Genomic DNA, 23,819 nt, shown 5'->3' with positions numbered 1-23,819 from the left:
GGCGTCGCAAGCAGCCATACGCGCGCGGCGATGTCACTTCGGTGGGCGCGGTGCGATCCGCTCCTCGAGAGCGCGAGCGAGCACCAAGAGGAGCTTGTCTGGATCGCAGGGCTTGCCGAGCATGTAAGGAGTGCCGATGCGCCTCGCGATCTTGTGGAGACCCTCGACCCCGGAGACGAAGACAATCGGAATCTTCTCTCGACCGCTGTTCTCGATGAGCATCCGACACGCCATCCCCGGACCGTCGAGCTCCGGCATCTCCACGTCGAGGAAGATCAGATCCGGAAATCGCTCCTCCAGCGCGCGCAGCCCCGCCCTCCCGTCCGTGGCAATGCGCACCCGATGCCCTTCGGCGGTCAACAGCATTTCCATGGCTTCGTTGATGTCGTGGCTATCGTCGACGAGCAACAAATCGGCCATATCCTGACCTCGTCCGAGACAAAGACCCATCGATCGGAAGCGGTGGCGCCGGGGCGCCGGGTGAGGAGTGAGGTGATCGAACGCCGCTTGGTGTGTTGGACCGTAGGTAGCACCAAATGTTCTCAGAAGCTCTCTCGCTGCGCCGGACCGGCTGGGCGCCGATGAGCCGAGCCGATTGCTCCTATCGGCGTTCCATTGCCCTGTGGGGGAACCGGCCGACCTCCTGTGCGGCCTCGGCGCCCTCCTGCGCACCGACTTTCAGGGGCTTCAAAGCCCGGGAATGAGTCTTTTGAAGCGGAGAGGCGGGCGGGGGAGATGGTGGCTTTCGACAGCCGTGTCGCTCACTTCTCCAGGTTGCGCTTGGAGAATGTGTCGTCGTTGATGGACTCGTTCACCTTCACCTTCTTGCGCGTGAGCGTGGTGGTGAGGTTCTTTGTGTGGTCCACCATCTTGAGGGTCCCGGGGGTGCAGACGTCGCTGTCGCAGGAGTAGCCGGTGCGGGTCTCGGTCTTCACCAGCTTGCCCGCGGTGTCGTAATACTTGAGCTCGCTGGGGACGTTCTTGTCCTTCGTGATCGTCATCTCGATCTTGGCGTAGGAGGTCGTCTGGCCGCTCCTGGGGGTGAGCGTGAGCTTGACCTCCTTGCCGCTGGAGGAGCTGACGGCCGGCGTGTAGCTGCCGTACTTCTGAGTGGCCAGGTCTTCCTGGCTGAAGGCCATGCCGAAGGCGCCCTGATCGCTCGTGTGGCTGGCGATGCGGCGGACTTTGCCGAAGGACGGCAGATAGACGTACATCTCGGAAGGGGAGAGGATGAGGACCTTGGTGCCTTTGAGGTCCGCGGGAGCGGTGAACTCGGCGAGGCGCTTCTCGCCCTTCATCCACACGTTGAGGCCGACGGTCTTGTCAGGTCTGCCGCTCTCCGTCGTCTTGGCCTCGTATTCGAAGTAGAGCGTCTTGGCCTTGTTCATGGCCGCTTCGGCCGCTGCCAGGGCCTTGTCGGCGGCGTCGTCGGCCAGCGCCGCGGGGGCGTGCGAGAGGCCGAGCGCGACCGTGGTGACAAGGATGGAAACGAAATGCGAAAACCTCATCGGGACCTCGGAGAGCTGGGGGGCCGCCGCTTGTCGGGGCGGAGCCGCCGTCGTTGATCAGGGCGCTGAACTTGGCGGGGGACGCCCCCGTGAGAGACGAGCGCGATCGGCGAACGGGAGGGGGCCGTCTTGACACTGCGTTTCATAAAAGGAAATCCAAACGCGGTCCGAAAGTCAATCTCCTCCTAGCGGGGGTGTCGATCCGGACGCTCTCGCGTAGTTGACCAAGCAAAGCGCAATACTCTTTTTCTTTGCACGGGAGCGCGCGTCGTGCCTACGATGCAACGGAGCATCAGCACCATGCGCGCGCCCTTCCTTCAGACGCTCGCCCTCGTCCCCACCTTTGCGCTTGTCGCCTGCGGCGCGCGCACAAGCCTGCTGGAGTTCGATGCCCTGGGCGAGGGGGGCGCCTCGTCAGCGTCGTCGTCGTCCTCTGCCTCATCCAGCGGCGCCGGCGCGGGCGTGCCCTGCTCCGAGGAGCTCTGCAACGGCCTCGACGACGACTGCGACGGTCAGATCGACGAAGAGAGCCCCACCTCCGGCGACGCTTGCCTCACGGGGCAGACGGGCCCTTGCGCGAGCGGCAGGGTTGTTTGTGTGGACGGCGCGCTTGCTTGTATCCCCGAGATACAGCCGGTGCCCGAGCTGTGCGGCGATGAGGTCGACAACAACTGTGACGGCAAGATCGACGAGGGCTGCGTGCCAGCGACGAACGGCTGCAGTGACGGCACGCGCGAGGCATTTGTCGAGGAGGACATTTATCCGCTGATCGCCGGGTGCGCAGGCGGCTTCACCGTACCGGGTATCTTGATCGATCCATTACCCCAATGTGGGCTCGGCGGCGGCAACACCAGCCAAAACCCCGAGGGCCTCGGCTGCAGCGCCAGCGACCTGTGCGCGAAGGGGTTTCATATCTGCAACGGCGCGGATGACGTCGCTCTCCATTCGCCCACCGGCTGCGACGGCGCGGCGGCCGAGCCCGGCCTGTTCTTCGCAACGCGCCAGGGGAGCACCGGCTGTGCATATTGCACGCTGGGGGACAACGAGGATCGGGATGTGTGCACCGGAGGGAGCTGCGCCCGCGATTGCGCCACCTCAAGAATCACGGCGAACGACCTCTTCGGGTGCGGCTCCGTCGGCAGAAGGCCAGCCAGCTGCGGCGTGCTCGACCGCACCTCGGGCGATCTCTGCGAAGCCCTCAAAGGGCCCTGGGACTGCGGGGGCGACGGCTACAACGAGTCCAATCAAGTCATCAAGCCTGGAGCGGTGGGCGGCGGCGTGCTCTGCTGCGCGGATTGAGATCGAGCGCTCCGAGTCCGCTCGCGGTGAGAGCACATCGTCATCGCGGTGTCGCAGCCGTGGATCGCATGATCGTCATCCGGCGCTTCGTCGCCCGCAGGCCGTGGAGATCCCTCAGGGGGACAGGATGAGCACCTTGACCTGACTCGGCACGATCCGCATTCCGGGGCAGTTCGTGGAGTTCTGTAGGCTCATGCTGGTCAGCCGGGTAGCCGGCATGCCGCCGACGAGGCAGGTGAACGCGGCGGTGATGTGGCGTGAAGGCCCCATGACCGAGCCGGACGCGACCCCCAGGGCCACGCCGGGCTGATCGCCGACGGAGATGAGCTGCGTCGTTAGCAGGTTGTGCGCGGGCGCGCACATGAACAGCACGTTGTACGCCGCTGGCGCGCTCACCGGGCCAAAGGACATGTTCGGATAAGGGATCGGCACAGGCACCGGCGGGGTGAGGCACACGTCCGGAAACCCCAGGTTCATCCCGCCCATCTGCGTGTTCGCGAACATGATGCCTCCTCAACCCAGGTGGATCTGCTCGCCGTCGATCTTGACGAGCTCCTGCGCGGTCACCAGCGTGTTCTCGCCGCGCAGGCTCATCGTCTTCTTCGCGACGTAATCGACCCGCTCGGCCCGGAGCTGCTCGCTCTCCTCGACGGTGCGGTAGGAGCGCTTCACCCGCTGCGAGAGCCGCTCCAGCACGGAGTCGAGGCTCCCGGCAAAGACCTTGGCCTTGCTGATCTCCGCGCGGAGGAGCGTCCCGACGAACGAGAGGCTCTGCAGCGCGACGTTCCCGTCGACGGCGTTCACCGAGAGGCCCGCCGAGACCACCGCCACCTCCTTGGCCGAGACCAGGCCGATGCCGTCCTGCGCGGCGACGCCGAGGCGACCGGCAGGCAGCTTGATGTTCAGGTCGCCGTCTGCGACGATGCTCCCGGGCGCGCCGTCCTCCCGCTCCAGCACGGAGAGCACGTAGCATCGCCCGTCGGTCGCCACGGCAAGGAGCACGAGGTCGCCCGCCTCGGGCTCGAGGAGGCACCCCTTGGCGCGCTTCGCCCTGAATTCGCCCGCGTCGGTCTCGACGACGAGCGCCGCGCCGTCGGCGCGCACCACGGTGCCGAACTCCTGAGTGACCAGAGCCCTCGGCTCCTGCTTTCTCGCCAGATTGCGCATGATTCCCTCGTCAACGCGTAGACGTCTCGACACCCACGGCCGGAGGCTCCGAGCTCCCCCGGCTGCTGCTCAACACCCGTGATTGCCACTGCTCGGCCTCGGCGAGATCCGCGTCGTCGCCGAGGGCGGCCGCCCGGTTGGACCACACGGCCCCTTCATCCTTGATCCGATGGAGGCGCGCTCGAAACAGGGTCGCCCTCGAGAAGTCGCCGGCCGAGACGTCGGCGTGGGAGAGGTCGGCGTACGTCAGGTTGGCGCCGCTCCAGCGCGCGCCCGCGCAAGCGGCCCGGGTCAGGATGCACATCTCCAGGTTGGCGCCGGCGAGGTTGGCCTCGATGAGGCGAGCGCCCACGAAGACAGACTCCTTGAGCACGGCCCCGGCGAGGCTCGCGCGGGTGAGGTTGGCATTCACGAAGAGCGCCCGGCCCGCGAGCGCGCCGTCGAGCTTGGCGCCGGAGAGGTTCGCGTCCTTGAAACCGCACTGCGTGAGCGTCGCGCCGGAGAAGTCGCAGCCGCTGAGATCGGCGCCCGTGAACTGCGTCATCGTGAACGTCATCCCGCGCAGGTCCTGGCCCGCGAGCTTCCCCTCCACGAGCACGACGAGCTCCAGGACGGCGCCGCCAAGGGTCGCGGTCGAGAGATCGGCGCGCACGAGCGCCGTCTGCTTCAGCACGGCGCCCGAGAGGTCGAGCCGCTCGGTCCGCACGTCCAGGATGGCGGCGCGGTCCAGGTTGGCGCGCGCGAGCCGGGCGCCCGAGAGGCTCGTGTCGATCACGCTCGCGAGGGTCAGGTCTGCTCCGCTCAGGTCGATGCAGGAGAGATCGCCGCCGGTGAGCTGCGCTGCGATAAGGGAGGCGCCGTCCAGCTTCGCCCCCGTGAGGTCACAGTCCACAATCGCCGCAAGGTGCAGGTTGGCGCCGGACAGGCGCGCGCCGCTGAAGCTGCAGCCGGTGGCGGTGGACTCCTTCAGCCGAGCGCCCGAGAGGTCCGCGCCTGCGAAGCTCACCTTGTCGAATATCGCGCCGGAGAGGTCGGCGCCCGAGAGGTCGACGCCCGAGAGGTCGACGTCGGAGATGATCTCGCCGCCCTGGACCAGCTCGACCAGATCATTTCTGTCCATGGTTCTCCGGCGGCGCGATGAAGCGCACGTACTTCACATTGGCCCCCTTCAGGCTCGTCGCGGCGTTTCCGCGCATCTTCGCGGCGTCGACGCGGAACAGGTTGGCCCCCTCGAAGCTCGCGTCGTCGACCTTCGCCTTCTGCAGCACGGCCTCCATCAGATCGATTCCGGACAGCGAGGCGCCCGAGAGGTCTGTCCGCATGAGCATGGCGCCCACCGCGACGGCGCGATCCAGGCGAGCGCCCGTGAGGTCGCACTCGCTGAGATCGGAGCTCCGCAGGTTGGCCTCCGTGAAGTCGCTCCCTCGGAGGCAGGTGCCCCGAAGATTGGCCTGCTCGAGCGAAGCGCCGCGGAAGTCGGCGCCGGTGAACGACGAGCCTGCGATGAGGCGGATGTTGTCGAGCCTGGCGCCGCGAAAGACGGCGCCGTCGCCCTTGCCGGTGATGAACACCGACGCGAGGAGGTTCGCGCCGCGAAAGTCGACGCCCTCCACATTGACCTCGATGAAGGTGCACTTCTCGAGGTCTGCGCCGGAGAGCTGGGCGCCGGAGAGGTCGGCGTTGATGAGGACGAGGTTGCGCGCGGTCACGCGGCTGAAGTCAGCCCCGTCGAAGGTCGCCTCGGACAGGTCCGCGTCCGACAGGCGCGCGCCGGTCAGGTCGGCGCCCGACAGGTTGGCCTTGGCCAGCACGGAGCCGGTGAGGTCGAGCCCGCCGCGCAACTTCACGTCGCAAAGGTTCGCTCCGCCGAAGTTCGCGCCGGCGAGGTTCGCCCCGGTGAGATCCGCGCCGAGGAGATTGGCCTTTGCCAGGACCGCGTTGGCGAGGTTCGCGCCGCAAAGCCGGGTGCCCGTGAGGACCGCGGCCTCGAGCAGCGCGCCCTCGAGATCGATGCCCGACAGGTCGAGGTGCGAGAGATCGGCGCCCGTGAGATCGCGCCCCGCAAAGCTCTCCCCGGTCCGGTGCCCGGCAATCACCGCTTCCCGCACGCGAGCGGCCTCCTCGCCGCCCAGCCGGGAGGCCGCCGGGTAGTGGTGTGCGAGCTTCCGGTAGGCAGAGCGCATCTGCTCCTCGACCTCGAAGAGGCGCGCCGCGAGCTCCGGATCACCGAGCTGCGCCTCGAGCTCCGGCCACTCGACTCCGCCGTTCCGCGCCATCTGGGCGACGTCTTCGAGCCGCCCGAGCTCTTTCTTGGCCGAGAACCGAGGCGGGCCGCCGGCTTCCTTCTGCCGCTCGCCCATGATCGCGTCGTAATCGAATCCGTGCTTCGCGCACTCGGCGCGCGCCCTCTGCTCCTCGGCCGCGCGGCGCGCCTCCGCGTCCGCCTTGACCTTCTCGGCCTCGGTCATCGCCCGCTCGACGTACGCCGGCAGCTCGTCCAGGCTGGGCTCCACCACGTCGTCGTCCGGCGGCAGCGGGGCGACGAGCGGCTCCGGATCGAGGCCCTGCGCCCGGATCTTCGCCTTGATCTCCTCGATCTGCCGCTCCGCCTTCGCGCGGGCGCGCTTCTGCAAGAGCCCTTCCGATCGGAGCAGCCTCGTCATCTCGGCCTGAGGGTCGTCCGGCAGCGGCCCCGCGTCCGGCTGCGGAGGCGGCATCAGATCCGCGTCACGCAGGAGGAAGAGGTGCCCTTTCTCCTTGTCCAGCCGCTGGGCCATGACGGTCCGGTAATGCTCGACCGGCCTGGGCTCGCTCATCGCCTCGCAGCCCGCGACGATGTGGAGCACGTCGGCCGCGTCGTCTTCACGGATCTTGAGCACCCCGCGATAGACGAGGATCCCGCGCTCGTGGTGGGGAAAGAGCCGGACCGTGTCGAGGCGGGTCGCGATCTCCCGGAAGGACTCCCCCTCGCCGGTCTTCTGGTTGATGAAGCACCGCGTCGCCACCCCCGGCAGCGCCCCTTCGATCCGGGGCTTCGCGGGGTGCATGTTCTCGATGACGAACGCCTCGTCGCCCCGGAAATACCCCTCGATCTGCTGGTCCGGCGGTGTGGTGTTGAAGAAGCTCCAGTCGAGGTCCCTGGCGAGCTCGGGGAAGCGCTCCTTGAGCCACGCTTCATCATACGTCCCGACCTTGGAGAAGCGCTGTGGCCAGGTCGGATCGTAACCTCCGAAGCCGGCGGGCGGGGGCCGGTCGCCGGGCGACCGGACGAGGCGTCGCGGATCCTCGATGTTGGGCAACGGATGCACCGAGCCGTTCTCGCCGCGCACCGGCGCGAAGCCTTTGCCGATCGGGTTCGGCGCGTAGCCCTCGCCGCCGAAGGCGTTCTGCCACGTGATCGGCATCTCGATGAACGGCTCCGGATCGGTCATCCCCAGGAGCCCGAAGCGGCGGTCTCCGACGACGTAAAGTGTCTTGTCGATCGCCCCGAGCTGGACCCGCACCGAGCACGCGGTGCGCGGCACGGCGCCCGCGGTGAAGCAGTGGCCGTTCACGAGCAGCTCTCCCCGGAGCTTCGGCATGCACTCGTCGAGGATGGCGTCGCTCCCGAGCTCCGTGCCGGCGAACCTCCAGAGGCTCTGCTCGTGGAGCAGGTGCCTCGGCGCCTCGAACGGGAAGAAGACGAGGAGCGTGACGACGAGGTACGGCTCGCCGTCGTTCTCGAACACCTTGGTGAGCAGCCCCAGCCGGTTCGGCTTGATGGTCTTCATGAGGTTCGCTGCAGGCTCCCGCGGTCTTCTGCTGGGCGCCGCGGCTAGTGGAACATGTGAATGAAGGATTGCCAGACGTGAGCCCCCGTCGAGGTCACCTTGGCCGCAGCAGTCCTGCTGAGCGTTATCCCTGAGGTGCCGATCTTGACGGCCGAGTTCTTCATGTCGAGCAAGGTAACGTCGGTCTTGCCTTTTGAATTCTTGTAGTTCCAGCCCAGGATGACCTCCGCCTTGAGCCCGGCGATGACATCGACCTTCAATCCCACGACCAGCTCCGTCCTTTGCGGGGCGACGACGTTCAGGGTGCCGAAGCCGTAGGTGAGGTTGATCAGGCCGCCGAAGGTGTTTTGAATCCTGACGCCCTGAATCTCGCGGTAGTCGGATTTGCCCTTCGCTCTGAAGTGCTCTGCCTGGATGACGTAGTCACCCGTCGCGATGTGCTCGACGTTGCCGCCCGGGATCTCGACCTTCCAGCCGTCGTTGAACTTCTGGTGCTGAGGGCCGGTGATCTCCTCGTACCGGCCGCCCGTCGTCACCTTCGTCTCGTGATGGCCCTCGTACCTCTCCGTGACCTTCCCGTGGACGGTCGTCTCCTCGGTGCCGTGCTCGGACTTGCGCAGGTTGGTGACCGTGGTGGTCTGCGTGTCCAGATATTTTTCCGTGACGGGCTTGGTGACCGTCTCGCTCTTCGTGTCCTTGAAAATCTCCGTGACGGCCTTCGTGACGGTCTCGGTCTTTATGTCCTTGTACTCGAGGGTGACGGCGCCGGTGACGGTCTCTTTCAGGTAACCGCCGACCTCGGTCTCCATCTGATCGTCGACGTTGTCTTTCCTCCAGGTGCCCGTCTGGATTTCGAGCGACTTGCCCGTCTTGATCAGGGCGGTGCCGTCCGTCCTGGAGATGAAATTGTGGTTATCGTTGGGCGCGCCCATGCGCAGCATCGTGTTCTCGGTCGGCGTGCTGACGGTGATGCGCTGCGAGCCCGCCTGGTCTTCGAGCTCGATGCGGTTCCTGCCCCCGGTCTGGATGACGTTCCTCGTCCTGTTGGCCGAGGTGACGGGGCTCGGCGTGAGCGCGTTGGGGGCGACGCCGGCGATGACGGGGCGGTCCGGATCCCCGCCGAGGAAGGTGCACATCACCTCGGTGCCCTTGCGCAGGGGGAAATGGAACCCCTCGGTGCCGCCGCCGTGCGGCTGGAGCATGCGCACCCAGGTCGAGGCCTTGCCGCCCCGGAGGTCGCTCTCATCGAAGCTCAGCTTGACCGCGTAGCGACCGTGCTGGTCGATCTGGGCGTACTCGCTGTCCGCCGGGCCGTCGACGAGGGCGTGCTCGGTCCCGTAGATACGAGGCCACGGCGTCCGCTGCGGCGCCCGGTACTGGACGGTCGAGGAGACGGCCTTGACCTCCATCCGGTACACATCGTCCCAGGTGAGCCCGATGATCTGCATCAGCTCGGGCGCCCAGCCCGTCTGGTTGCCCCAGTGCTCGACCTCGGTGGCCAGATAAACCGCATTGAGCGCCGGCCTCGGATGCTCTTCGAGCTCGAACGTGTACCCGGGGCGCATGTAGAGGGCCGCCCCGGTGCCGTGGTAGACGACCTGGCCCGCGAGCAGCTCCTGCGCCTTCACGGCCGCGAGGCGGCTGCCCTCGGCCGGCGTGAAGAAACGCGCGCCGTGGACGCTGATCTCGCCGAGCCCGTTCGCCGCGACGGGCGCCCTGCCGGAGATCTCGATCGCGGGATTGTTGTAATCATAGTCGCTCATCCGGACCCTGGACGGCATCGACGTGTGCCGGCACGTGAAGGTCCAGAGCACCTCTCCCTTGGCCCTGTGCTCGCTGAACTGCGGGACATACCGGACCGCCTTCTGGCCGAGCGGGCCGTGGACGCCCTTGTCGTCGGTGATGATGAGCGTCTCCCCGCCGTCCCCTTGCTCGAAGTAATAATAGAGCCCCTCGCGCTCCATCCACCGCGAGATGAAGTCGAAGTCGCTCTCGCGGTACTGGCACACGTGCTCCTGCGGCTTGTAGCTGCCGATCAGCCTGAGCTCGTACTCCGAGACTCCGGCGCCCGAGAGCACCGTCTTGATGATGTCGGGCACCGTCTGATCGGTGAAGATCCGGCTATGCAGGGAGATGGTGAGCTTCCAGAGCTGCGGCACGAGCACGGCGCGGAACACGGAGCGCTCGCCGAACGCGTGGATGAGCTCCACCGTCGCGAAGATGCCGTTCACGAGGAAGGGAGCCCCGCCGTCCGACGGGGAGAGGCGGAGTGTCGCCTTCGTGCCCACAGCGTCGGCGAGGTCGAGATCCTGGCCCACGTAGTTCGTCATCACGAGATAGATCTCGAAGACGTACGGTTTCGACAGCCCCTCTGTCCCTCGAAAGCCAATGACCCGCGTGGCGGCGGGGAGCGCGCTGGCGCTGACGGTGAACGCATCTTGCATGGTTGTAACTCCCCGTTATCGGTGCGCGTTGGCTCCTGGCGACGGAAGAACGTCGACTATAGAGGCCATTGCTGGAAAACAAAGCGATGATTGCATGTCACGACGGCGCGTCGTCATCGTGCGATCGGCGCAGCTGACATCGCATCGCATCAGCTGGCCTGCGCCACGGAGGCGTTGCTTTCCGCGGGCTGTCGCGGCGCTCCGCGCAGCGTCGCGATCTCGGCCTCGACGTGCGCTCTCAGGCGCGGATCGCCGGCGAGCCGCCTGGCCCAGAGCCGCTTCATTTGCGCCCACACGGTGCGTCGAATGGCGAGCGAGTCGAGCGCCGCGGCCGCACCGTCGCGCTCGGTCGCGACGACCAGCCGCGCGTAATCGGTCGGATGCAAGACGCCGCGGATGGCCTCCCAGGCGGTGAGATAGGCTGCATCGAACCGATCGCGGAGCGGTCGCTCACGGCGTCGGGCCTCCTCCGCCATCGCCTCTTGCCATCGCGTCTCGGCCTGCTCCCAGCGCTCATCGGAGAGGCCGTGCGCGTAAAGCACGTCGGCCCGGGGGACCGGCCGCTCTGCGAGCTCCGCCGCGACGATCGCGCACCGCTCGAGGCTGACCTCGTCGCCCTCGCCGAGCGGCGGGAGCGGCCCCGGGACCGCGTCGCCGTCGCGTCGGAGCTCGTGAAAAAAGCGAGATGCGGCCGGCGGCTCGGACGCTTCCGAGACGAGCCTCGGGACTGAGGTGGTGGTGGTGTCGAGGGGAGCCTCGAAACACACGGGCGCCGCCGCCGTCAGCGCGGAGGTCGCCGCCGGCAGCGCGGAGGTCGCGGGCTCCACGGACCCGGAAGGCGCCCGCGCAGCGGGCTCACCGGACCAGGGCGCGCCGGGGATCGGCAGCTCGGGCGCGACGCGCGGCGGGAGCGGCGGCGTGGCAGGAAACGGCGTGGCGGGCTGATCGGTGGCCCGGGCCTCGTCCTCGCGCGACAGGAGCGTCGTGCTGGTGAAGAGGGCAGGGATCTGGTCTGCGACCGGCCCAAGCTCGCCCTGCGACGCCGGCGCAGGGGCCGCGGGCCCGAAGGGGAGCGCCGGCGCGCGCATCGACGGCTCGTCCGGCTCCTGGGGGAGCGCGAGCGTTTGAAAGAGGGACGCGGCGGACAACGGAGGCGGAGGATCGACGAGCTCGACGTCCTCGGCGGAGAGGCTGATCGGGAGCTCCGGGGCGAGCCGCGCCTCGCCCGCGCCGTCGGGCGCGACCTTAATCCGGGCGGTCGCCTGAGAGCCCAGGCGGAGGGAAGGCGGATGCGCCGGCTGCATGCGCTCCTGCTCGTCGAGGCGCACGTCGGGCCATGCGATCTCCTCGCCTTCGATCTCGACGCCGGCCACGATCCGCACGGCCGCGAGGGCGTCCTCGCCGGAGACGGGGAAGACCCGGCGCCACACGACCGTGCAGCGCTGCTCGACGCCGTCGATGCGAAGCGTGTCGGCGTTGAGCTCGAGCAGCTCGCCGTCTGCCGCGGCGGAGGCCGAGGCGTCGAGTCCCTGGATCCGCGCCACCCCGCGCGCCCCGGGCAAGCGCATCTGAAGCCGTGGAGCCGCCGGATTCACGTGCTCGAGCACGATCCACTCATCGCCTTGCAGGAATGGGATCCGCTGGTCCGCGGGCGCCGCCTGGAAGTACGACCAGTCGAAGCCCGCGGGGATGTCGGCGTTCGGCCCATCGAGCGCCTTGCGAGGCGTGCTGCCGAGCAGCCGACGGCGCACCGGCGAGGTGCGCGCGAGCGGCGCGAAGCCAGCGGGGCGTGTTGGATCCTGTAGGTCGAGGATGCTGGCCGGGCCGTCCATCGGCTCCCCATCGAACGGATTCTCCCATCCGTTCGCGCCGCCAACCGCCCTCTCGTACACGAGGGGTATCTGCCGGAAAGGGCCCTTGTCGCGGACGAGGAGGCGCTTGTCGAGCACCCAGCCGCCCGCGCTGTAGACCGCGAGCCGCACCGGCAAGGACTGGACCTCGGTGCCGCGCGGCGCGTGCGCGTCTCCGGTGAAGACCACATCGGCGCGACCGAGGTAGGGCGCGAGGTCCCCGCTCCAGCGGACGCTCCGCGCCGGGTTTTTGCCATGGTGGACCTCGGCGGGGAGGATCTCCTGCGGATCGGTCCGCCACATCACCGCATCGGTCGCAAAGGCGAAGCTCGCCTTGGCGATGACGGTGATGTAGTGCCGGCCCTGCGTGCGCCAGGCGATCGCGGCGGCCGCGGAGCCTTTCAGCGGCGTCACGGCGCCGCGCGGGAGCGCGCTCATGATGGAGCTCTCCGACAACCGCTCCCGGCCATGGCTCGCCTCGGCACCATGAATCGCCTCGCATTTGAGTACCCTTTCTTGTGTGAAGAGCGCGCGGCAATTTCGCGATCTGTGTGTGACTGCGGCGCCGGCGTGCGGCGCACGGTGCATTTCATCGTCGGCGGGTCGAGCAGCAGCAGCATTCCTGCACGCCTGCGCTCGGGCGTTCGAGCGTCGCGCGGGCCGGACTGCTCGACGGGCCCGCCGTCGGCCGCGCGCTGCCGGAGCGTCGCGAGGTGTCGCAGCACGGTCAGCGAGGTCATCACGTCGTGCGTCGTGTTCGCGAGGAAGTGGCGCAGCGCCTCCTCTTGGCCCCGTGCAAAATGGCAAACGCGGTGGATTTAAAAGGCGCTCTGGGGCGGGGGAATGGGGGCGAACCGGCGAAATTGCTGGGGAAATCGGAGGGGGGTGACGACGGATCGACGCGGTTGGAGCGGGAGTGTGACGATTCGGAGGGGGCGCGTGCCGATTCGATTGGGGGGAGCGGGGCGGGGGGAGAGCGCTGCGGGGAGGGGGAGGGGGTGAGGACGGCGTCGGTGAGGGCGACGCTGCTTGTGCAGCTCGGGGAGGGGCTGGCGGCCGCTGTTGCGGCAGGCGATGTAGAGACGGCGCGCGTCGCGCATGAGGCGATCGGGCGGCTGCTCGGAGGGCCGGCGTTTCAGGGAGAGGTCGCGGTCGACGTAGTTAACCTTGCCCGCGAGCGTGAGCGAAGGGGGCGATGAGGTTCACCGCTCTGCCGCCGCACTTCTTGCGATCCGACCTGCCGAGCTCGACGTCTAATCGAGCAGGTACACGGCGTGCGCACGGGGGAGCGGCGCGACGAGCTCGCAGAAGGGAACGCAGCGCTCCGGGAACTTGGCCTCGAGCCCGACGCGAGCCGCGACGACGTGCAGCGCGCGTTTCGGCGCCAGAAGGCGGCCGAGCGCGCGCATCCGGATTAAGGCGTCGATCGCCCGCGATTCGAACGGCTGACCGCTGCGCGCTCCCAGCGCTTCTGTGCCGCAATCGCGTTGTCGGCGGCGCGGACGCCCTCAACGAAGAGCTCCGCGTCCCGTGGATCGTCCAGATCGAGTCCCAGTAGGAGCAGCACCGCGCAGTCGCGCGTTGACACCATGCGGATAATCTCGGCGGCTGGACGGCGCACGGAGAGCATGGAGGGGAGGGTAGCAGCCCGGGGCAGCGGGAGGGTATACCCGCGAAACGACGGCGTTGCAGTCGGAACGTGTGGAGCGGAAACGGGGACGAGAGCTGCGAGCCCGGGAACGAGAGAGCGTCGGCGCGCTTGGGCGCGGCGTTGACCGTCGGGTTGAGCGCAGGCACGCTGCCGGAGACAATTACAGCGTTCCCGAAGGACGAATTTGCGGTGGCGAACCGTGGCGATCCGTAGGGTCCGTTGGGATTTCGAGGGGGTGTGACGACGGATCGCAGCCCATCGGAGGGAATGGAACCAACGTGGGCCCAACGAATAGGCGTTTGCGGGACTGCGCCGGCACCTCGCCGCCGCTGCTGCTCAGGCGCAGTCCCGCAAACGCCTATTCGTTTGCTCTTCGTCTGGTTGGTGCGTCGTGCCGCCGTCGATGCGCCCTCCGCGTGCGCGCTCGACCTCGGCGGCCTGCTCTCAACGCCCAGGCCGACGCCTCCCGTCTGGTCCTTGTTCGCGCAACGCGCCCCGCTCGACGTCGTTTTCTGCTGGGGACGGTTCTGCTGGGACGAGCCAGCGTAGCGAGCACGTCCCTCAGTAAGCCAGGCAGCGCAACCGCATGGCCTCATGTGCGCCTTGACCTGTTTGAGCATGCTCATCCTCATTCTATGAGGTGAAACTGCGCTTCGATCATGAGCGCTCCTCCGCATACAAAGTGCGGTGCCTTTCCAACCGTCGTTGTCGTGTCCGCCGGCATGTAAGTCGTCACAGCGAGTTCCTCGCCCAGAGCAGCTTTTTTTGAGATTGCTGTGAGCAGTATGCCTCGACCTACTGTCTCGTCACGATCTGCGACTCGGCGAATGACGTGCGCAATTTGCCAAAGCGCCTGCTCAACCGTAAGTAGTCGTTTGGATAGGCCTGACATAATACCCTCCACTTCGTCGTCCTCCCAGTCTAGGAGTTCGGCACCGACATAGTGGAACAGGGTGTCTTTGTCGTCTTTGAGTCCACAGGTAAGCACATCGAACTCTGGCCTGACCTCAGCAACCGACTTGCCGGTTTTTGTGTCGTGAAAGTTCGAGACCAGAACAAGGAAGGGACTCAGCTCATCATTCCGCGCGCCCCAGGCGGTGGCGGCGAACGCGAGCGGCTCCCGTCGAGCTGCAAAAGTTTCGTCTGCTCGCCTCTTTAGGATCGGAAGCTGTTCATAGAGATTGGGGGAACCGGCGAGTGCCTCACAGAGCCAGTGGTCGGTGCGGCACTTCTGTGCATCATCTACATAAGCCCAACCCGTAAAGCCGAAGATCGCGGTGTTGCAGAAGATCACCGCCTTCGTCTCGTCGTCGCGGATGTCCTTGACCGGGTGCCCACGTGTCAGACGACGGTCCGCCGCCTGAAGGAGATATTCGGTTGTCGCAGCCGATACAATCAGGGTCATATAGCGATCGTACCCCCTCTATCAGGACCTCGGTGCCTCTGACTGTCGAACGCGCAGGGCTTCTGCCGTGACGGGTGCGTCGCGCGCACCCAGCCGTCGGTAAGAAAGCCCTTGTTGGCCAGACCCTACCCAGCGCCTCGCGATGACACCTACTCACGTGCTTGCCCAATACAAATAGCCGCTGATGCCGTGAGCATATCCAGGCCCTTCGCCAAGAGGTCGATCTCCATCCCAGTGACGCGCAGGCGGCGCTCGACGGCGAAGCGCATTGGCCGGAGGAGATCAGCGACGAACGACTCGAAGAAGTCACCCTTGCGATCGTTGGTCCAGTCCTCAGGGATGGCGAGGAGCAAGTGTTTGGGGTGGGGTCGCTTCATGTTCCTCTGACGATATCGCTGTTCCGCCGCCGCGGTCTCCGTCCAACGTTGTACTCAGCCGTGGTGGGATTCACCCCGCCGTCGGGTGCAATACATGGTTGGGCAACTCGTTGGCCCGGCTGGTGACATCCATTCGCCTACTTATCTCGTTTCTCGATCCATGCGCGTTCGCCATTTAGCTAGTCTAGATTCGTTCCCAATCCCGTGCCCGGGCGTTCCTCTGGGCACACAAACGTGCGAGAGGCCACCGGCCTAAAGTGACTGCGAATTTCATTGTGCAGGCCCTTGAATGGCGACTCGCCACCGATTTCCATGAGCATCTCGATCAACTCGAATAGGGTTAGATCAAGCTCTGCGGAGGGCTGAAAGGCTGTCAGAACAAAACTCGGTCTTGGCTTTCTGCTGTTGAACTCGGAAACTGTGATTACAAATTTTCCGAGAACAATTATTGGATAGATGCGATTGTCAAAGAACTCGACCGTGTTCTCTATTGAATCAAGAATATCTTGCGCCGCCAATGGGGTCTCGTAGGCAAATAATGCATAGCGGGAACCAAGACCAGGGCCGACAATCTTGGTCGTGACCATAGATCTTATCGCCGAGTGGAGCTCCTTGCGAGTAAGCTTAGACTTCACCTCGATGCATGCCACCACTGAATCTCTGAAGTAGATACCGAAGTCCCCGATCTCTTCGATAGGCGGCCACTTCCGAGTGTCCACGATGAGAATATCCTGCTCCGAACTCGCGCCGGCCCCCGGAACGTAGAAGGCACCGTGGCGAACGGCGAGATGAGCTGGAAGGGCGCGCTTGAGCGTCTCTGCAAGGTAGAGCTCCCGCGACCGGCCGATTGAGGGGGCATGCCTAAAGAGGTCCGAGACGCGCTCATACCGAGTCTTTAGCTCATGCGCCCATGAGGCATAAACTCTGAGCAATCCTGGATCCGAGTCGCTGTCGCCGGGGTGCCGCGGCGAGTTTCGTGTTAACGATGGCTTTGACTTGGCTAGTATCCTTTTCATGTGGTGTTTCACTGGCCTGCGTAGCTACTATTGATTCTTTGCAGAGGCATTGTGTCATGCTCTCGGCGTCCCCCGGCTGTCCAACACCAAATTCAGATGCGGCGGCGGAGGGCGCTGAAGGCGCCTCGGAGCCGCCGTCAGCTGTAACTCGATGTTAGGCCACCCGCTCATTTCGCCTCAGAGCGCTTGCCCAGTGGACCACGCATTCGTTCGATCAAGGAAAGATTGATAGCTGTGAGGAGCTGCTCACAGAAGAAATCGACCCCCTGAAGATGGTAGAGGCGGATGGTGAGCGGTTCATCCTTCTGGAAGTTAAACATGATCGCATGCGCTCTCTTGCAGGCGTCAGCGAGTTCTTCGGAAACGGTTGTTGCGCCGTGAACGAGAGCGTTTCGAACGAGCGCGATCGTTTCGATGCTCTCGGCCCAAGTGTCGACTGTACTGACACGGTAAGTGCTGGGGGCTGTAAGGTTCGCGGTAGCGCAGAACGCCCGAAAGATCTTTCCGAGGCCGTCATAGAGCCGCTTGCGCTGCCAGGCATCAAGTCGGTGACGCCATGCGGTGTCCCATTCGGCTCGCTTCGACGGGTCCGCCTCGGCTTCACGCTTCAGCTTACGCAAGCACTTGTGGTCATCTCCCCGCAAGAGATCAGCGGGATTATGCGTGAGAAAAAGACGGTACATCTCGAATATGACCTCTTCGATGTTTCCGTAGAGGTCGATTATGCCGAACGCGCTCACCATAGGTATTGTGTCGCGATGAGCGTCAGATGCTTTTTTGCCGTCCCATTTGGCGATAATGGCCTTGTCGTCGACAGAAATCGCGCCATCGGTACGGGTGCCCTTCCCGTTGGGCCGAATCGACCTCACCACGAAGCTATGTGTCGATGCCCACGTTGCATCGGCATACTTCTGCGCAGCCACCTCAAGGCCGTTGATGCAAAGCGCCCAGCGAAGGTAGGTGCTCCGAAGTTTTGCGCGCCACAGGCCGATTTGGCGCATGATGGCCTCGATCCAGGCATCGTCCGGCTTCTTGGCCTCGATGACAATGTTTGTCATCCACGCGTGCGGATCAAACGTCGGATCAAATGGGAACGCGAATCTGTGTCCGACGAGGTCGAAATCGCCGCGGGCTGTACTCATGGGTTCATGTCCGAGTGCGGTTAGGTGCGGGATCCATAGGTGTTCTTGGCTGGCCTAACCATCAGTCGATTGGTCAATCGAAGCCGCCGGACCAAGTCTGTCTGAATCGTCGCGTTCTGTAACCTCCCCCCACGGAAAGTCTCACGGATCGGGTCTGTGCCGCAACGTCCAAATGCTGTCCAGCGCCATAGGATAGATCTGTCTAGCACCGGCGGGGTCGCCGCCTTTCCGGGGGCCGGGGGCGCGGCGGATGCGCAGCCGGAGGCGTCGCGCCGCGTCGCGCATGAGTGACACGGCGTGGGTCCGCCTCATCGGGAGGTTGCCGGACACAAACCGGTCCGTTCACAACCTTGGGCTGAGGGGGCCGTCGAGGGGGCGGCGGACGGCCAAGCCGCCGCGGCTCAGCACGTACTTCATGGTCGAGAATTGACGCGCCTCTGGTCGCGAAAACTGGTCCGCCCCCCGGGCTGACGGTGGTCGCGTCGAGCGCGCCGCCGGCGCGTTCGGGATCGAGCCGGTGGTGAGCGCGCGGGCCGCGACGGGGGGCGAGGTGCGACGCTCGGGGGATACATCGCGCGCGGCCGTGCCGGGTCTGCCGTCGGTGGTTCCAGCCTGACCCTCGCGTTGGCGATCGGCAGCACGTGTGCTCAAGCGGCCCCACCGCGAAGCCCTGCGCCTCGACGAGCCGCGCCGACCAGCCCATCGCCACGGGCCGCCGTCGTCGTATCGCTTGCCAGTTGTTGACGCTCAGGCTGGCTGATGGTCCGCCGAGCAAGCCGCTTGATGGCCATCGCGGGCGTGCACGGTTGCGGTGAAGGAGGGCGATGGCCATCGCTCGGACGCGCGCCTCAGGGCGGCTCGCAATGGCCATCATGGTTCGTGGCCGTCGGCGCCGGCGAGGTGTTCGTTCGCCAGCGCCGAGGGGGGCCCGTCGTGTCGGTCAGCGTCAGCTGCCGTCCGTTGCCAGGTCGCCGACAATGCGCGCCATCACGTCACGCTCGACGAGTTTCTTTTTCCGTCGCGCCGCCTCGCGCAGCGCGGCGGTGGCCATGCGGTCGATCTCGCGCAGGCTCGATCCAGCCGCCTCGTGGAGCAGCATCAGAGCGTCCGCGGTGAAGACGTCGCGGTCGGCGCCGGCGCGGCTCATCCGGAGCCGCACGTACTCTCCAGTATCGTCGGGGACCATCGCACCGATCGACAGACGCCGCTCGATGCGCGAATACAGCGAGCGATTTTTGCGCAGCTCAAGCCGGTCTTGGAGGTCGGAGAGCCCTACCAGAATCAGCGACAACAGGGCGCGGCTATCCCATTCGTAGTTCAACAAGATGTGGAGATGATCAAGCGTGTCTTGGTGGAGCAGGTGCGCTTCGTCCAGCAGGAAAACCGGGTGAATCCGCTCGCGGCCGAGGGTCTCGATATGCGCGCTGACAGCGTAGAAGACGGCCGCCGCGGTCGCAGCGGGGTTGAGGCCGAGTGCATGGCAGAGCTGGCGATAGAAGTCGCGGCGGCCCAGCGTGGCGTTGTGGCAGTAGGTCAGCCGGAAGCCTGCCTGCGGCAACCGATGACGCACTGCCCGCAGCACACACGTCTTGCCGGCGCCGGGCTCGCCGACCAGCAGCACTTGGGCGTGCTCGTGCACGGCCTCGCACACCTCCTCGACGAGCTGCTCTTTGGAGGGCGGCAGCCACAGGTCGCCGTCCTGGATCTCCTTGGAGAAGGGGGCGGCGGACAGGGTGAAGAAGCGGACGTAGGACTCGCTCACGTCTCACCTCCGCGCTCGCTCGTGTCGGCGCCAGTGCCCAGCGAGCGGCCGAGCGTTCGCGCGGGGTTGAAGTCCACGGGTCGTGTCGGCTTGTCCACCACAGGCCCGCCGCACGGCAGCCGCTTGCGCCGCGCGTTGCGCTGCGGGTCGACCGGATGCAGCACCAGGCGCTTGCCCTCGTGCTCGACCCACGGCGGCTCGTCGGGCGCGACGAAGCACCGGGCGACGGAGACGATCTGGCCGGCGAGGTAGCCCTGATCGAGCTGCCAGGCGACACCGTCGACAGAGACGATGTTGTCGCCCGAGACGCGGCGTCGGGTGCGCTCGGTGAGCGCGACGCGCAGCGCTTTTTCGTCGACGACGCCTTCGGCGGCGGGGCGGGCCGCATAGACCTTCGCCGGGGTCTGGCCGAGCAGGCCCGCGTGCGGCGCCGTGTGGTAACGCCTGTCGAGGAAGGCGCGGAGCGTCGTGTTGATGTCGGCGAGCGACGCCACAGCGCCAAGGTAGGTAAGGCACCCTTCGCGCAGCGTGCGCCAGAAACGCTCCATCTTCCCGCGCGCCTCTGGGTCGTACGGCTTGGCGTGCAGGAGCGTGATGCCGAGCCGCGCGCACGCGGTTTTGAGGACGTCGCCGCGGTAGGTGGAGCCGTTGTCGAGATAGAGCGCGTCGGGTTTGCCGTGGCGGCGCAGAGCGTCGACGGTCATGGCGAGCATGTCGACCTCCTTCTCGGTCGTGTGCGCCTCGAGCGCCACGACGTAGCGAGAGGCGTCGTCAAGCAGCCCGTGGATGCGGAGCGGCATCGCTTTGCCGCCGACGGTGCAACCGGTCACGTGGCAGACGTCGCCGTGCCAGAGCGCGCCGGGGCGCTCGGCTTGCCAGCGCAGCCGCGTCTTCGGCTCTTGCTCGGCACGCGCGGCGCGGCGGCGAAGGCCGTGCGCCGCGTACAGTCGCCGTACGGTGGGCTCGGAGACCTGGGTCGCCTCGAGTCGCCCCTCGTCGACAAGCGTCTTGAGGATGAGCGGCACCGAGGCGTCGGGATGCTCGCGCCGAATGTCGAGCAGCAGCGTGCGCAGCTCCTCCGACAGGCCCTGCGCGAAGCCGCGATCGCTGCGTGGCTGTGGGCGCAGGCCGTCGAGGCCAGCGGAGCGATACGCATATAGCCAGCGCTCGAGCGTGGGCACCGAGTAGGTGCGCGTGCTGTGTGCGCCCGGCGGTCGAAACCGCTGCTCGCTCAGCACACGCAGCGCGGCGGCGAGCTGGCCGTGGGTGAGCACGCGGTGCATGAGAGGGCCGATGACCGTGGCGCGATAGATCGCGACGGTCTCGGCGTGGTCGGCGGGGCCGAGGGCCATTCGGACAGGTCCTTTCTGCGCCTTGCTGGCGCGCGGTCCTTGTCCGGGATCGGCGGCGTTTTCGGCAGGGATCCTCTCAGGTGGGCTGGTTGATCGGGGCTCCTCGGGGGCAGGGGCCCTCATGCCGCATGCGCGGCGCCGAAGAAGGCGCGCTGCTCGATCGGCAGCGCTCGGGTCGTCGGATCCGCGCTTGCCGCGAGCGATGTCGCGACGGCGGCTGCCCTCTTTCGGAGCGAGGCGGACGGGCCTGGGTCGGGGGCGTCCGAAAACAGACGTCGCTGCGCGACGTCGCGCGCCCACCGGCGCAGCGTGGCCCAGCCGGCGGCGGCGCTGTCGCCGAGGATCTTCGCCGGGCCCACGCGCCGACGGACCTCGGCCGCCGTCGCGAGCGCCAGACCCCAGAGCGCGAGGGCGAAGCCGATCGCGGCGGCGCTGTACACGCGGAGGCCGAGCACGCCGCGAGGAACGACGAGCAGCACAGCGCGGCAACCGAGGCAGCGGTAGCGGCGGGCCGTCACCGAGAGCACCTCGGGGGGATGGTCTGGGGTAGCGGGGCCCCAGACCTGCCGCTCGCGCCTGCCGTGGCCTTGGAGCCGGATGGCGCCGCCCAGCGGACAGCTCGCAGCGCCGCAGACGGGGCAGCGCGCAGGCCGCGCTTCGACGACCGTGGGCGGCTGCTGCTGCCAGCGCTTGATGTCGATGGCGCTCTGGATAACACTGCGACCGCTTCGATTCCTGGGCACAAGAACCGGAGCACGACGAGGAGACTGTCCGCCAAGATCAGGTCTCCTCGTCACCTATTTTGTGGCCGGCACCGCGCCGCTGCTCCGCTCCTGCGGTGGACCTACCCCGTCGTGAGGCAGGCGTGGGAGCGACGAGGGGTGGTAATTTTCGACCGATGGACGGAAGTGGAGCGCCCGCGCGGGAAGGGCTTCTCCGAGCCGACGCAACCGTGCTCAGAGGGGGGCTGCGATGAGAATCTTGAGGGGCCGGATGTAATGCGTCGTGCGCCGCGGCGCTCTGGAGTCGTCCTCTCGGGTCGCGTACGCGGAGCGAGCATTCTCCTTGATGGCCAGCCTCGTTGGGCGGAACCCCTCACCATCAAGCATCGTGCTCGGTGCGGTGGGCTGCCGCATCAGTGAGAGCGCGCGGTAATACCAGTACCCTGAGCCGCGCCCTCGCCCTCGGGGATGAGGTCGCGGAGCTCTTCCGCGGCCCTCGGCAGAGGATCGGCTGGGGTCGCCGCCGGTTGCGTCGGAAGCGAGCGCGTGAAGCGGGCGGGGCAGGAGGGGTCGAGGCGAGCGCTACGGCGTCCACGTCCAGTTCGGCCTCGACGACCTCCTCGATGGCGAGCACGTCGCGCGCGAGCTCGACGGGTCGTGCCCCGGAGGGATCCGAGGCCTGCGCAGCTACTTCTCGTCCCTGAGCCCGCGTGCGCGCCGCTCGCGGGCACGACCTTCGGCCAGCCAGCACTGCCCGAAGACGTACAGGTAGACGGGTAGACCGGCGCGGAGCCAGCCGAGGGGCGGGAAGGTCCCCTCAGGAACAGGCGCGTCGAGCCACGCCGCGGCGACAATCGCCACGCCGGAGGCCAGGATGCCGATGGTCCTCAGCTCTTTGCTCATGGCTCAGATGAAGCTGCGGAGGACTCCCAGGGTGTCGAGCGCGGCACCTGAGTAGTTGGAGCAGCGCTGCGCATCCCGCGGATCCCTTGCCCTGGGGCACACCGCGGAAGTTGCGACCATGCCGGCCCCGAACATGAAGATGCTGCACCCCAAGCCGATGGGGCTCCACGGCTGCTGAGCCGCTCCGATAGGCTCGCCGCTCTCATCCTGGGTCGGCGCGCCGCCGCTCTCGCCGTCGCAGACCATCGAGGCGCAGGGCACGTCAGCGAAGGCGCCGGGGTCGAACGGGTTGAAGATGCGGAGCGCCGCGTCCGGGCGATCGGCGCAGGCCGCGGCGAACTCGTGCCGACCGGCTTGGACGATCTGCGGGATCGCGCTCTCTGCCGTCGTGTCCTGACTCAGCTCCACGTGGAAGCTCCGCGGCGGCACCTCGACGCTACCGTCGGGGTCCGTCAGTGCCTCGGTCGCCTCGTCCGCTGTGCCGCAGGCCGACGCTCCGACGAGCGCCGCCATGGTCAGGCCGATCCTGGTGTGCATGTGCGACCTCCACGCGACGCGATCCGTCGCTCGCGGAAGTGCGCTGCGAGGGGCATGCCAGCGCGCGTCACATCGACGGGCCGCAGCCGCGGCCGTCTACCGGCCTGCCGCGCCGCTCGATCGCCGCCCGCTGGCGCGTCTCGACCCGATCGATCCGGTGCCGGGCGGAGCAGGCGTAATCACCGCAGGTCAAGGTGCCTTGCCACCTCCGCCGCCATCAACGCGCGCCATGGCGCGGTGACCTGCGCGAACTCACGCCGGATCGTGAGAAGAGAGGCTCGTGTGTACCGCGACCACGGGGAGCGGTTCGTGGTTAGATCCAGGCGGTCCGAGAAAGCGCGGCGAGCGCGTCGCGTCGACGAGGATCCGGTCCCTGTGTCCAGTCCTCCCGGAGCAGGGGCCCGTAGCTCAAGGAAGTGTCACCGCAGCTCCCGGTCAGAAGTGTTACCAGGGCTCCGCTCGTACAGGGCCGCGGCTTCGGCGCCCTCCTGCGCAACCCCGGCAGTCCTGCTGCGCGGCCTCGGCGCCCTCCTGCGCAGCCCCGGCGCTCCTGCTGCGCGGTCCCGGCCGCCCTCCTGTGCGGCCTCGGCGTCCTCCTGCGCAGCCCCCGCGACCCTCCTGCGCACCCATTTATGTGTCCTATCGTACGATCGCATGCCTCCTGCGCAGCCCCCGCGATCCTCCTGCGCACCCATTTGAGTGTCTTATCGTACGATCGCGTGCCTCCTACGCGGCCCCGGCAACCCTCCTGCGCACCCATTTGTGTGTCCTATCGTACGATCAGGTGGCTCCTGCGTAGCCCCGGCGCCCTCCTGCGCGCCCAGTTGGTGCCCTGCGTTACCATGGCTCGACGCCTGCGCGTGGTTGTCGCCGCTGCTGCGCAGCCTCGGCGTCCGCTTGCGCGGCGCCTCTGT

At 67.0% G+C, this 23,819-nt stretch carries 20 protein-coding genes; 2 read left to right on the top strand and 18 right to left on the bottom strand.

What is annotated here, in order from left to right:
• Positions 1-33: 33 nt before the first annotated feature.
• Positions 34-411: a response regulator gene (locus tag WMF19_RS34515; protein ID WP_437894248.1), complete on the bottom strand. Its 378-nt coding sequence runs from the start codon at positions 409-411 to the stop codon at positions 34-36.
• A 350-nt stretch (positions 412-761) separates the two neighbouring features.
• Positions 762-1,508: an outer membrane lipoprotein-sorting protein gene (locus tag WMF19_RS34510; protein ID WP_437894247.1), complete on the bottom strand. Its 747-nt coding sequence runs from the start codon at positions 1,506-1,508 to the stop codon at positions 762-764.
• A gap of 300 nt (positions 1,509-1,808) precedes the next feature.
• On the opposite strand from WMF19_RS34510, the gene WMF19_RS34505 reads away from it, so the two are divergent.
• Positions 1,809-2,807 carry a MopE-related protein gene (locus tag WMF19_RS34505; protein WP_437894246.1) on the top strand — a complete coding sequence of 333 codons (999 nt, stop codon included), beginning with the start codon at positions 1,809-1,811 and terminating at the stop codon, positions 2,805-2,807.
• A 114-nt stretch (positions 2,808-2,921) separates the two neighbouring features.
• Here WMF19_RS34505 and WMF19_RS34500 read toward each other — a convergent pair whose 3' ends face one another.
• From WMF19_RS34500 to WMF19_RS34475, 6 genes are all read right to left on the bottom strand, one after another.
• Positions 2,922-3,311, bottom strand: coding sequence for a DUF4150 domain-containing protein (locus WMF19_RS34500; protein ID WP_437277217.1), 390 nt, complete (start codon positions 3,309-3,311; stop codon positions 2,922-2,924).
• A 9-nt stretch (positions 3,312-3,320) separates the two neighbouring features.
• Positions 3,321-3,974, bottom strand: a complete 654-nt coding sequence (locus tag WMF19_RS34495; protein ID WP_437894245.1) for a DUF3540 domain-containing protein — start codon at positions 3,972-3,974, stop codon at positions 3,321-3,323.
• 10 nt (positions 3,975-3,984) lie between these two features.
• A complete protein-coding gene (locus tag WMF19_RS34490; RefSeq protein WP_437894244.1) occupies positions 3,985-5,094 on the bottom strand; it encodes a pentapeptide repeat-containing protein in 1,110 nt (369 codons plus the stop codon).
• On the bottom strand, positions 5,081-7,744 hold the full coding sequence (locus tag WMF19_RS34485) for a DUF2169 family type VI secretion system accessory protein (RefSeq protein WP_437894243.1): 2,664 nt from the start codon (positions 7,742-7,744) through the stop codon (positions 5,081-5,083). Before WMF19_RS34485 ends, WMF19_RS34490 begins: the two co-directional genes overlap by 14 nt.
• A 44-nt stretch (positions 7,745-7,788) precedes the next feature.
• Positions 7,789-10,188, bottom strand: a complete 2,400-nt coding sequence (locus WMF19_RS34480) for a type VI secretion system Vgr family protein (RefSeq protein WP_437894242.1) — start codon at positions 10,186-10,188, stop codon at positions 7,789-7,791.
• A 149-nt stretch (positions 10,189-10,337) separates the two neighbouring features.
• Positions 10,338-12,476 (bottom strand): DUF2169 domain-containing protein, encoded by a 2,139-nt coding sequence (locus tag WMF19_RS34475; RefSeq protein ID WP_437894241.1) that lies wholly within the window; start codon positions 12,474-12,476, stop codon positions 10,338-10,340.
• A gap of 560 nt (positions 12,477-13,036) precedes the next feature.
• Between WMF19_RS34475 and WMF19_RS34470 the strand changes: the two genes are divergently transcribed.
• Entirely contained in the window at positions 13,037-13,237 is a 201-nt protein-coding gene (locus WMF19_RS34470; protein WP_437894240.1) for a hypothetical protein, read from the top strand.
• Positions 13,238-13,291: 54 nt separating this feature from the next.
• Here WMF19_RS34470 and WMF19_RS34465 read toward each other — a convergent pair whose 3' ends face one another.
• The 10 genes from WMF19_RS34465 to WMF19_RS34420 all read right to left on the bottom strand — a co-directional run bounded on the left by WMF19_RS34465 (position 13,292) and on the right by WMF19_RS34420 (position 22,905).
• Complete coding sequence (locus tag WMF19_RS34465) at positions 13,292-13,447, bottom strand: hypothetical protein (RefSeq protein ID WP_437894239.1); 156 nt, start codon at positions 13,445-13,447, stop codon at positions 13,292-13,294.
• An 870-nt stretch (positions 13,448-14,317) separates the two neighbouring features.
• Positions 14,318-15,094 (bottom strand): hypothetical protein, encoded by a 777-nt coding sequence (locus WMF19_RS34460; protein WP_437894237.1) that lies wholly within the window; start codon positions 15,092-15,094, stop codon positions 14,318-14,320.
• A gap of 149 nt (positions 15,095-15,243) precedes the next feature.
• Complete coding sequence (locus WMF19_RS34455; RefSeq protein WP_437894236.1) at positions 15,244-15,471, bottom strand: hypothetical protein; 228 nt, start codon at positions 15,469-15,471, stop codon at positions 15,244-15,246.
• 179 nt (positions 15,472-15,650) lie between these two features.
• On the bottom strand, positions 15,651-16,487 hold the full coding sequence (locus tag WMF19_RS34450; protein WP_437894235.1) for a DUF6602 domain-containing protein: 837 nt from the start codon (positions 16,485-16,487) through the stop codon (positions 15,651-15,653).
• Positions 16,488-16,654: 167 nt separating this feature from the next.
• Positions 16,655-17,629 carry a hypothetical protein gene (locus WMF19_RS34445; RefSeq protein WP_437894234.1) on the bottom strand — a complete coding sequence of 325 codons (975 nt, stop codon included), beginning with the start codon at positions 17,627-17,629 and terminating at the stop codon, positions 16,655-16,657.
• A 946-nt stretch (positions 17,630-18,575) separates the two neighbouring features.
• Positions 18,576-19,391 (bottom strand): ExeA family protein, encoded by an 816-nt coding sequence (locus WMF19_RS34440; RefSeq protein WP_437894233.1) that lies wholly within the window; start codon positions 19,389-19,391, stop codon positions 18,576-18,578.
• On the bottom strand, positions 19,388-20,743 hold the full coding sequence (locus WMF19_RS34435; protein ID WP_437894231.1) for a DDE-type integrase/transposase/recombinase: 1,356 nt from the start codon (positions 20,741-20,743) through the stop codon (positions 19,388-19,390). The genes WMF19_RS34440 and WMF19_RS34435 overlap by 4 nt, the downstream gene beginning before the upstream one ends.
• Before the next feature lie 119 nt (positions 20,744-20,862).
• Positions 20,863-21,486: a hypothetical protein gene (locus WMF19_RS34430; RefSeq protein ID WP_437894230.1), complete on the bottom strand. Its 624-nt coding sequence runs from the start codon at positions 21,484-21,486 to the stop codon at positions 20,863-20,865.
• Between the two features lie 666 nt (positions 21,487-22,152).
• Positions 22,153-22,368 carry a hypothetical protein gene (locus WMF19_RS34425; protein WP_437294012.1) on the bottom strand — a complete coding sequence of 72 codons (216 nt, stop codon included), beginning with the start codon at positions 22,366-22,368 and terminating at the stop codon, positions 22,153-22,155.
• Positions 22,369-22,371: 3 nt separating this feature from the next.
• On the bottom strand, positions 22,372-22,905 hold the full coding sequence (locus WMF19_RS34420) for a hypothetical protein (RefSeq protein ID WP_437894229.1): 534 nt from the start codon (positions 22,903-22,905) through the stop codon (positions 22,372-22,374).
• Between the last annotated feature and the right edge of the window lie 914 nt (positions 22,906-23,819).

Source organism: Sorangium sp. So ce124 (genome assembly GCF_051525235.1).
GTDB classification, from domain to species: domain Bacteria; phylum Myxococcota_A; class Polyangia; order Polyangiales; family Polyangiaceae; genus Sorangium; species Sorangium atrum.
Note: the sequence above shows the minus strand (reverse complement) of the source record. Positions and strands in the feature narration are given on the sequence as shown.

Excerpts from the sequence above, each read along its gene's own strand:
- WMF19_RS34465 (WP_437894239.1), bottom strand. The coding sequence starts at position 13,447 with ATGCGCGCGCTCGGCCGCCTTCTGGCGCCGAAACGCGCGCTGCACGTC.
- WMF19_RS34505 (WP_437894246.1), top strand. The coding sequence starts at position 1,809 with ATGCGCGCGCCCTTCCTTCAGACGCTCGCCCTCGTCCCCACCTTTGCG.
- WMF19_RS34450 (WP_437894235.1), bottom strand. The coding sequence starts at position 16,487 with ATGAAAAGGATACTAGCCAAGTCAAAGCCATCGTTAACACGAAACTCG.
- WMF19_RS34455 (WP_437894236.1), bottom strand. The coding sequence starts at position 15,471 with ATGAAGCGACCCCACCCCAAACACTTGCTCCTCGCCATCCCTGAGGAC.
- WMF19_RS34425 (WP_437294012.1), bottom strand. The coding sequence starts at position 22,368 with ATGAGCAAAGAGCTGAGGACCATCGGCATCCTGGCCTCCGGCGTGGCG.
- WMF19_RS34420 (WP_437894229.1), bottom strand. The coding sequence starts at position 22,905 with ATGCACACCAGGATCGGCCTGACCATGGCGGCGCTCGTCGGAGCGTCG.
- WMF19_RS34510 (WP_437894247.1), bottom strand. The coding sequence starts at position 1,508 with ATGAGGTTTTCGCATTTCGTTTCCATCCTTGTCACCACGGTCGCGCTC.
- WMF19_RS34500 (WP_437277217.1), bottom strand. The coding sequence starts at position 3,311 with ATGTTCGCGAACACGCAGATGGGCGGGATGAACCTGGGGTTTCCGGAC.
- WMF19_RS34435 (WP_437894231.1), bottom strand. The coding sequence starts at position 20,743 with ATGGCCCTCGGCCCCGCCGACCACGCCGAGACCGTCGCGATCTATCGC.
- WMF19_RS34490 (WP_437894244.1), bottom strand. The coding sequence starts at position 5,094 with ATGGACAGAAATGATCTGGTCGAGCTGGTCCAGGGCGGCGAGATCATC.
- WMF19_RS34475 (WP_437894241.1), bottom strand. The coding sequence starts at position 12,476 with ATGAGCGCGCTCCCGCGCGGCGCCGTGACGCCGCTGAAAGGCTCCGCG.
- WMF19_RS34480 (WP_437894242.1), bottom strand. The coding sequence starts at position 10,188 with ATGCAAGATGCGTTCACCGTCAGCGCCAGCGCGCTCCCCGCCGCCACG.
- WMF19_RS34445 (WP_437894234.1), bottom strand. The coding sequence starts at position 17,629 with ATGAGTACAGCCCGCGGCGATTTCGACCTCGTCGGACACAGATTCGCG.
- WMF19_RS34495 (WP_437894245.1), bottom strand. The coding sequence starts at position 3,974 with ATGCGCAATCTGGCGAGAAAGCAGGAGCCGAGGGCTCTGGTCACTCAG.
- WMF19_RS34485 (WP_437894243.1), bottom strand. The coding sequence starts at position 7,744 with ATGAAGACCATCAAGCCGAACCGGCTGGGGCTGCTCACCAAGGTGTTC.
- WMF19_RS34460 (WP_437894237.1), bottom strand. The coding sequence starts at position 15,094 with ATGACCCTGATTGTATCGGCTGCGACAACCGAATATCTCCTTCAGGCG.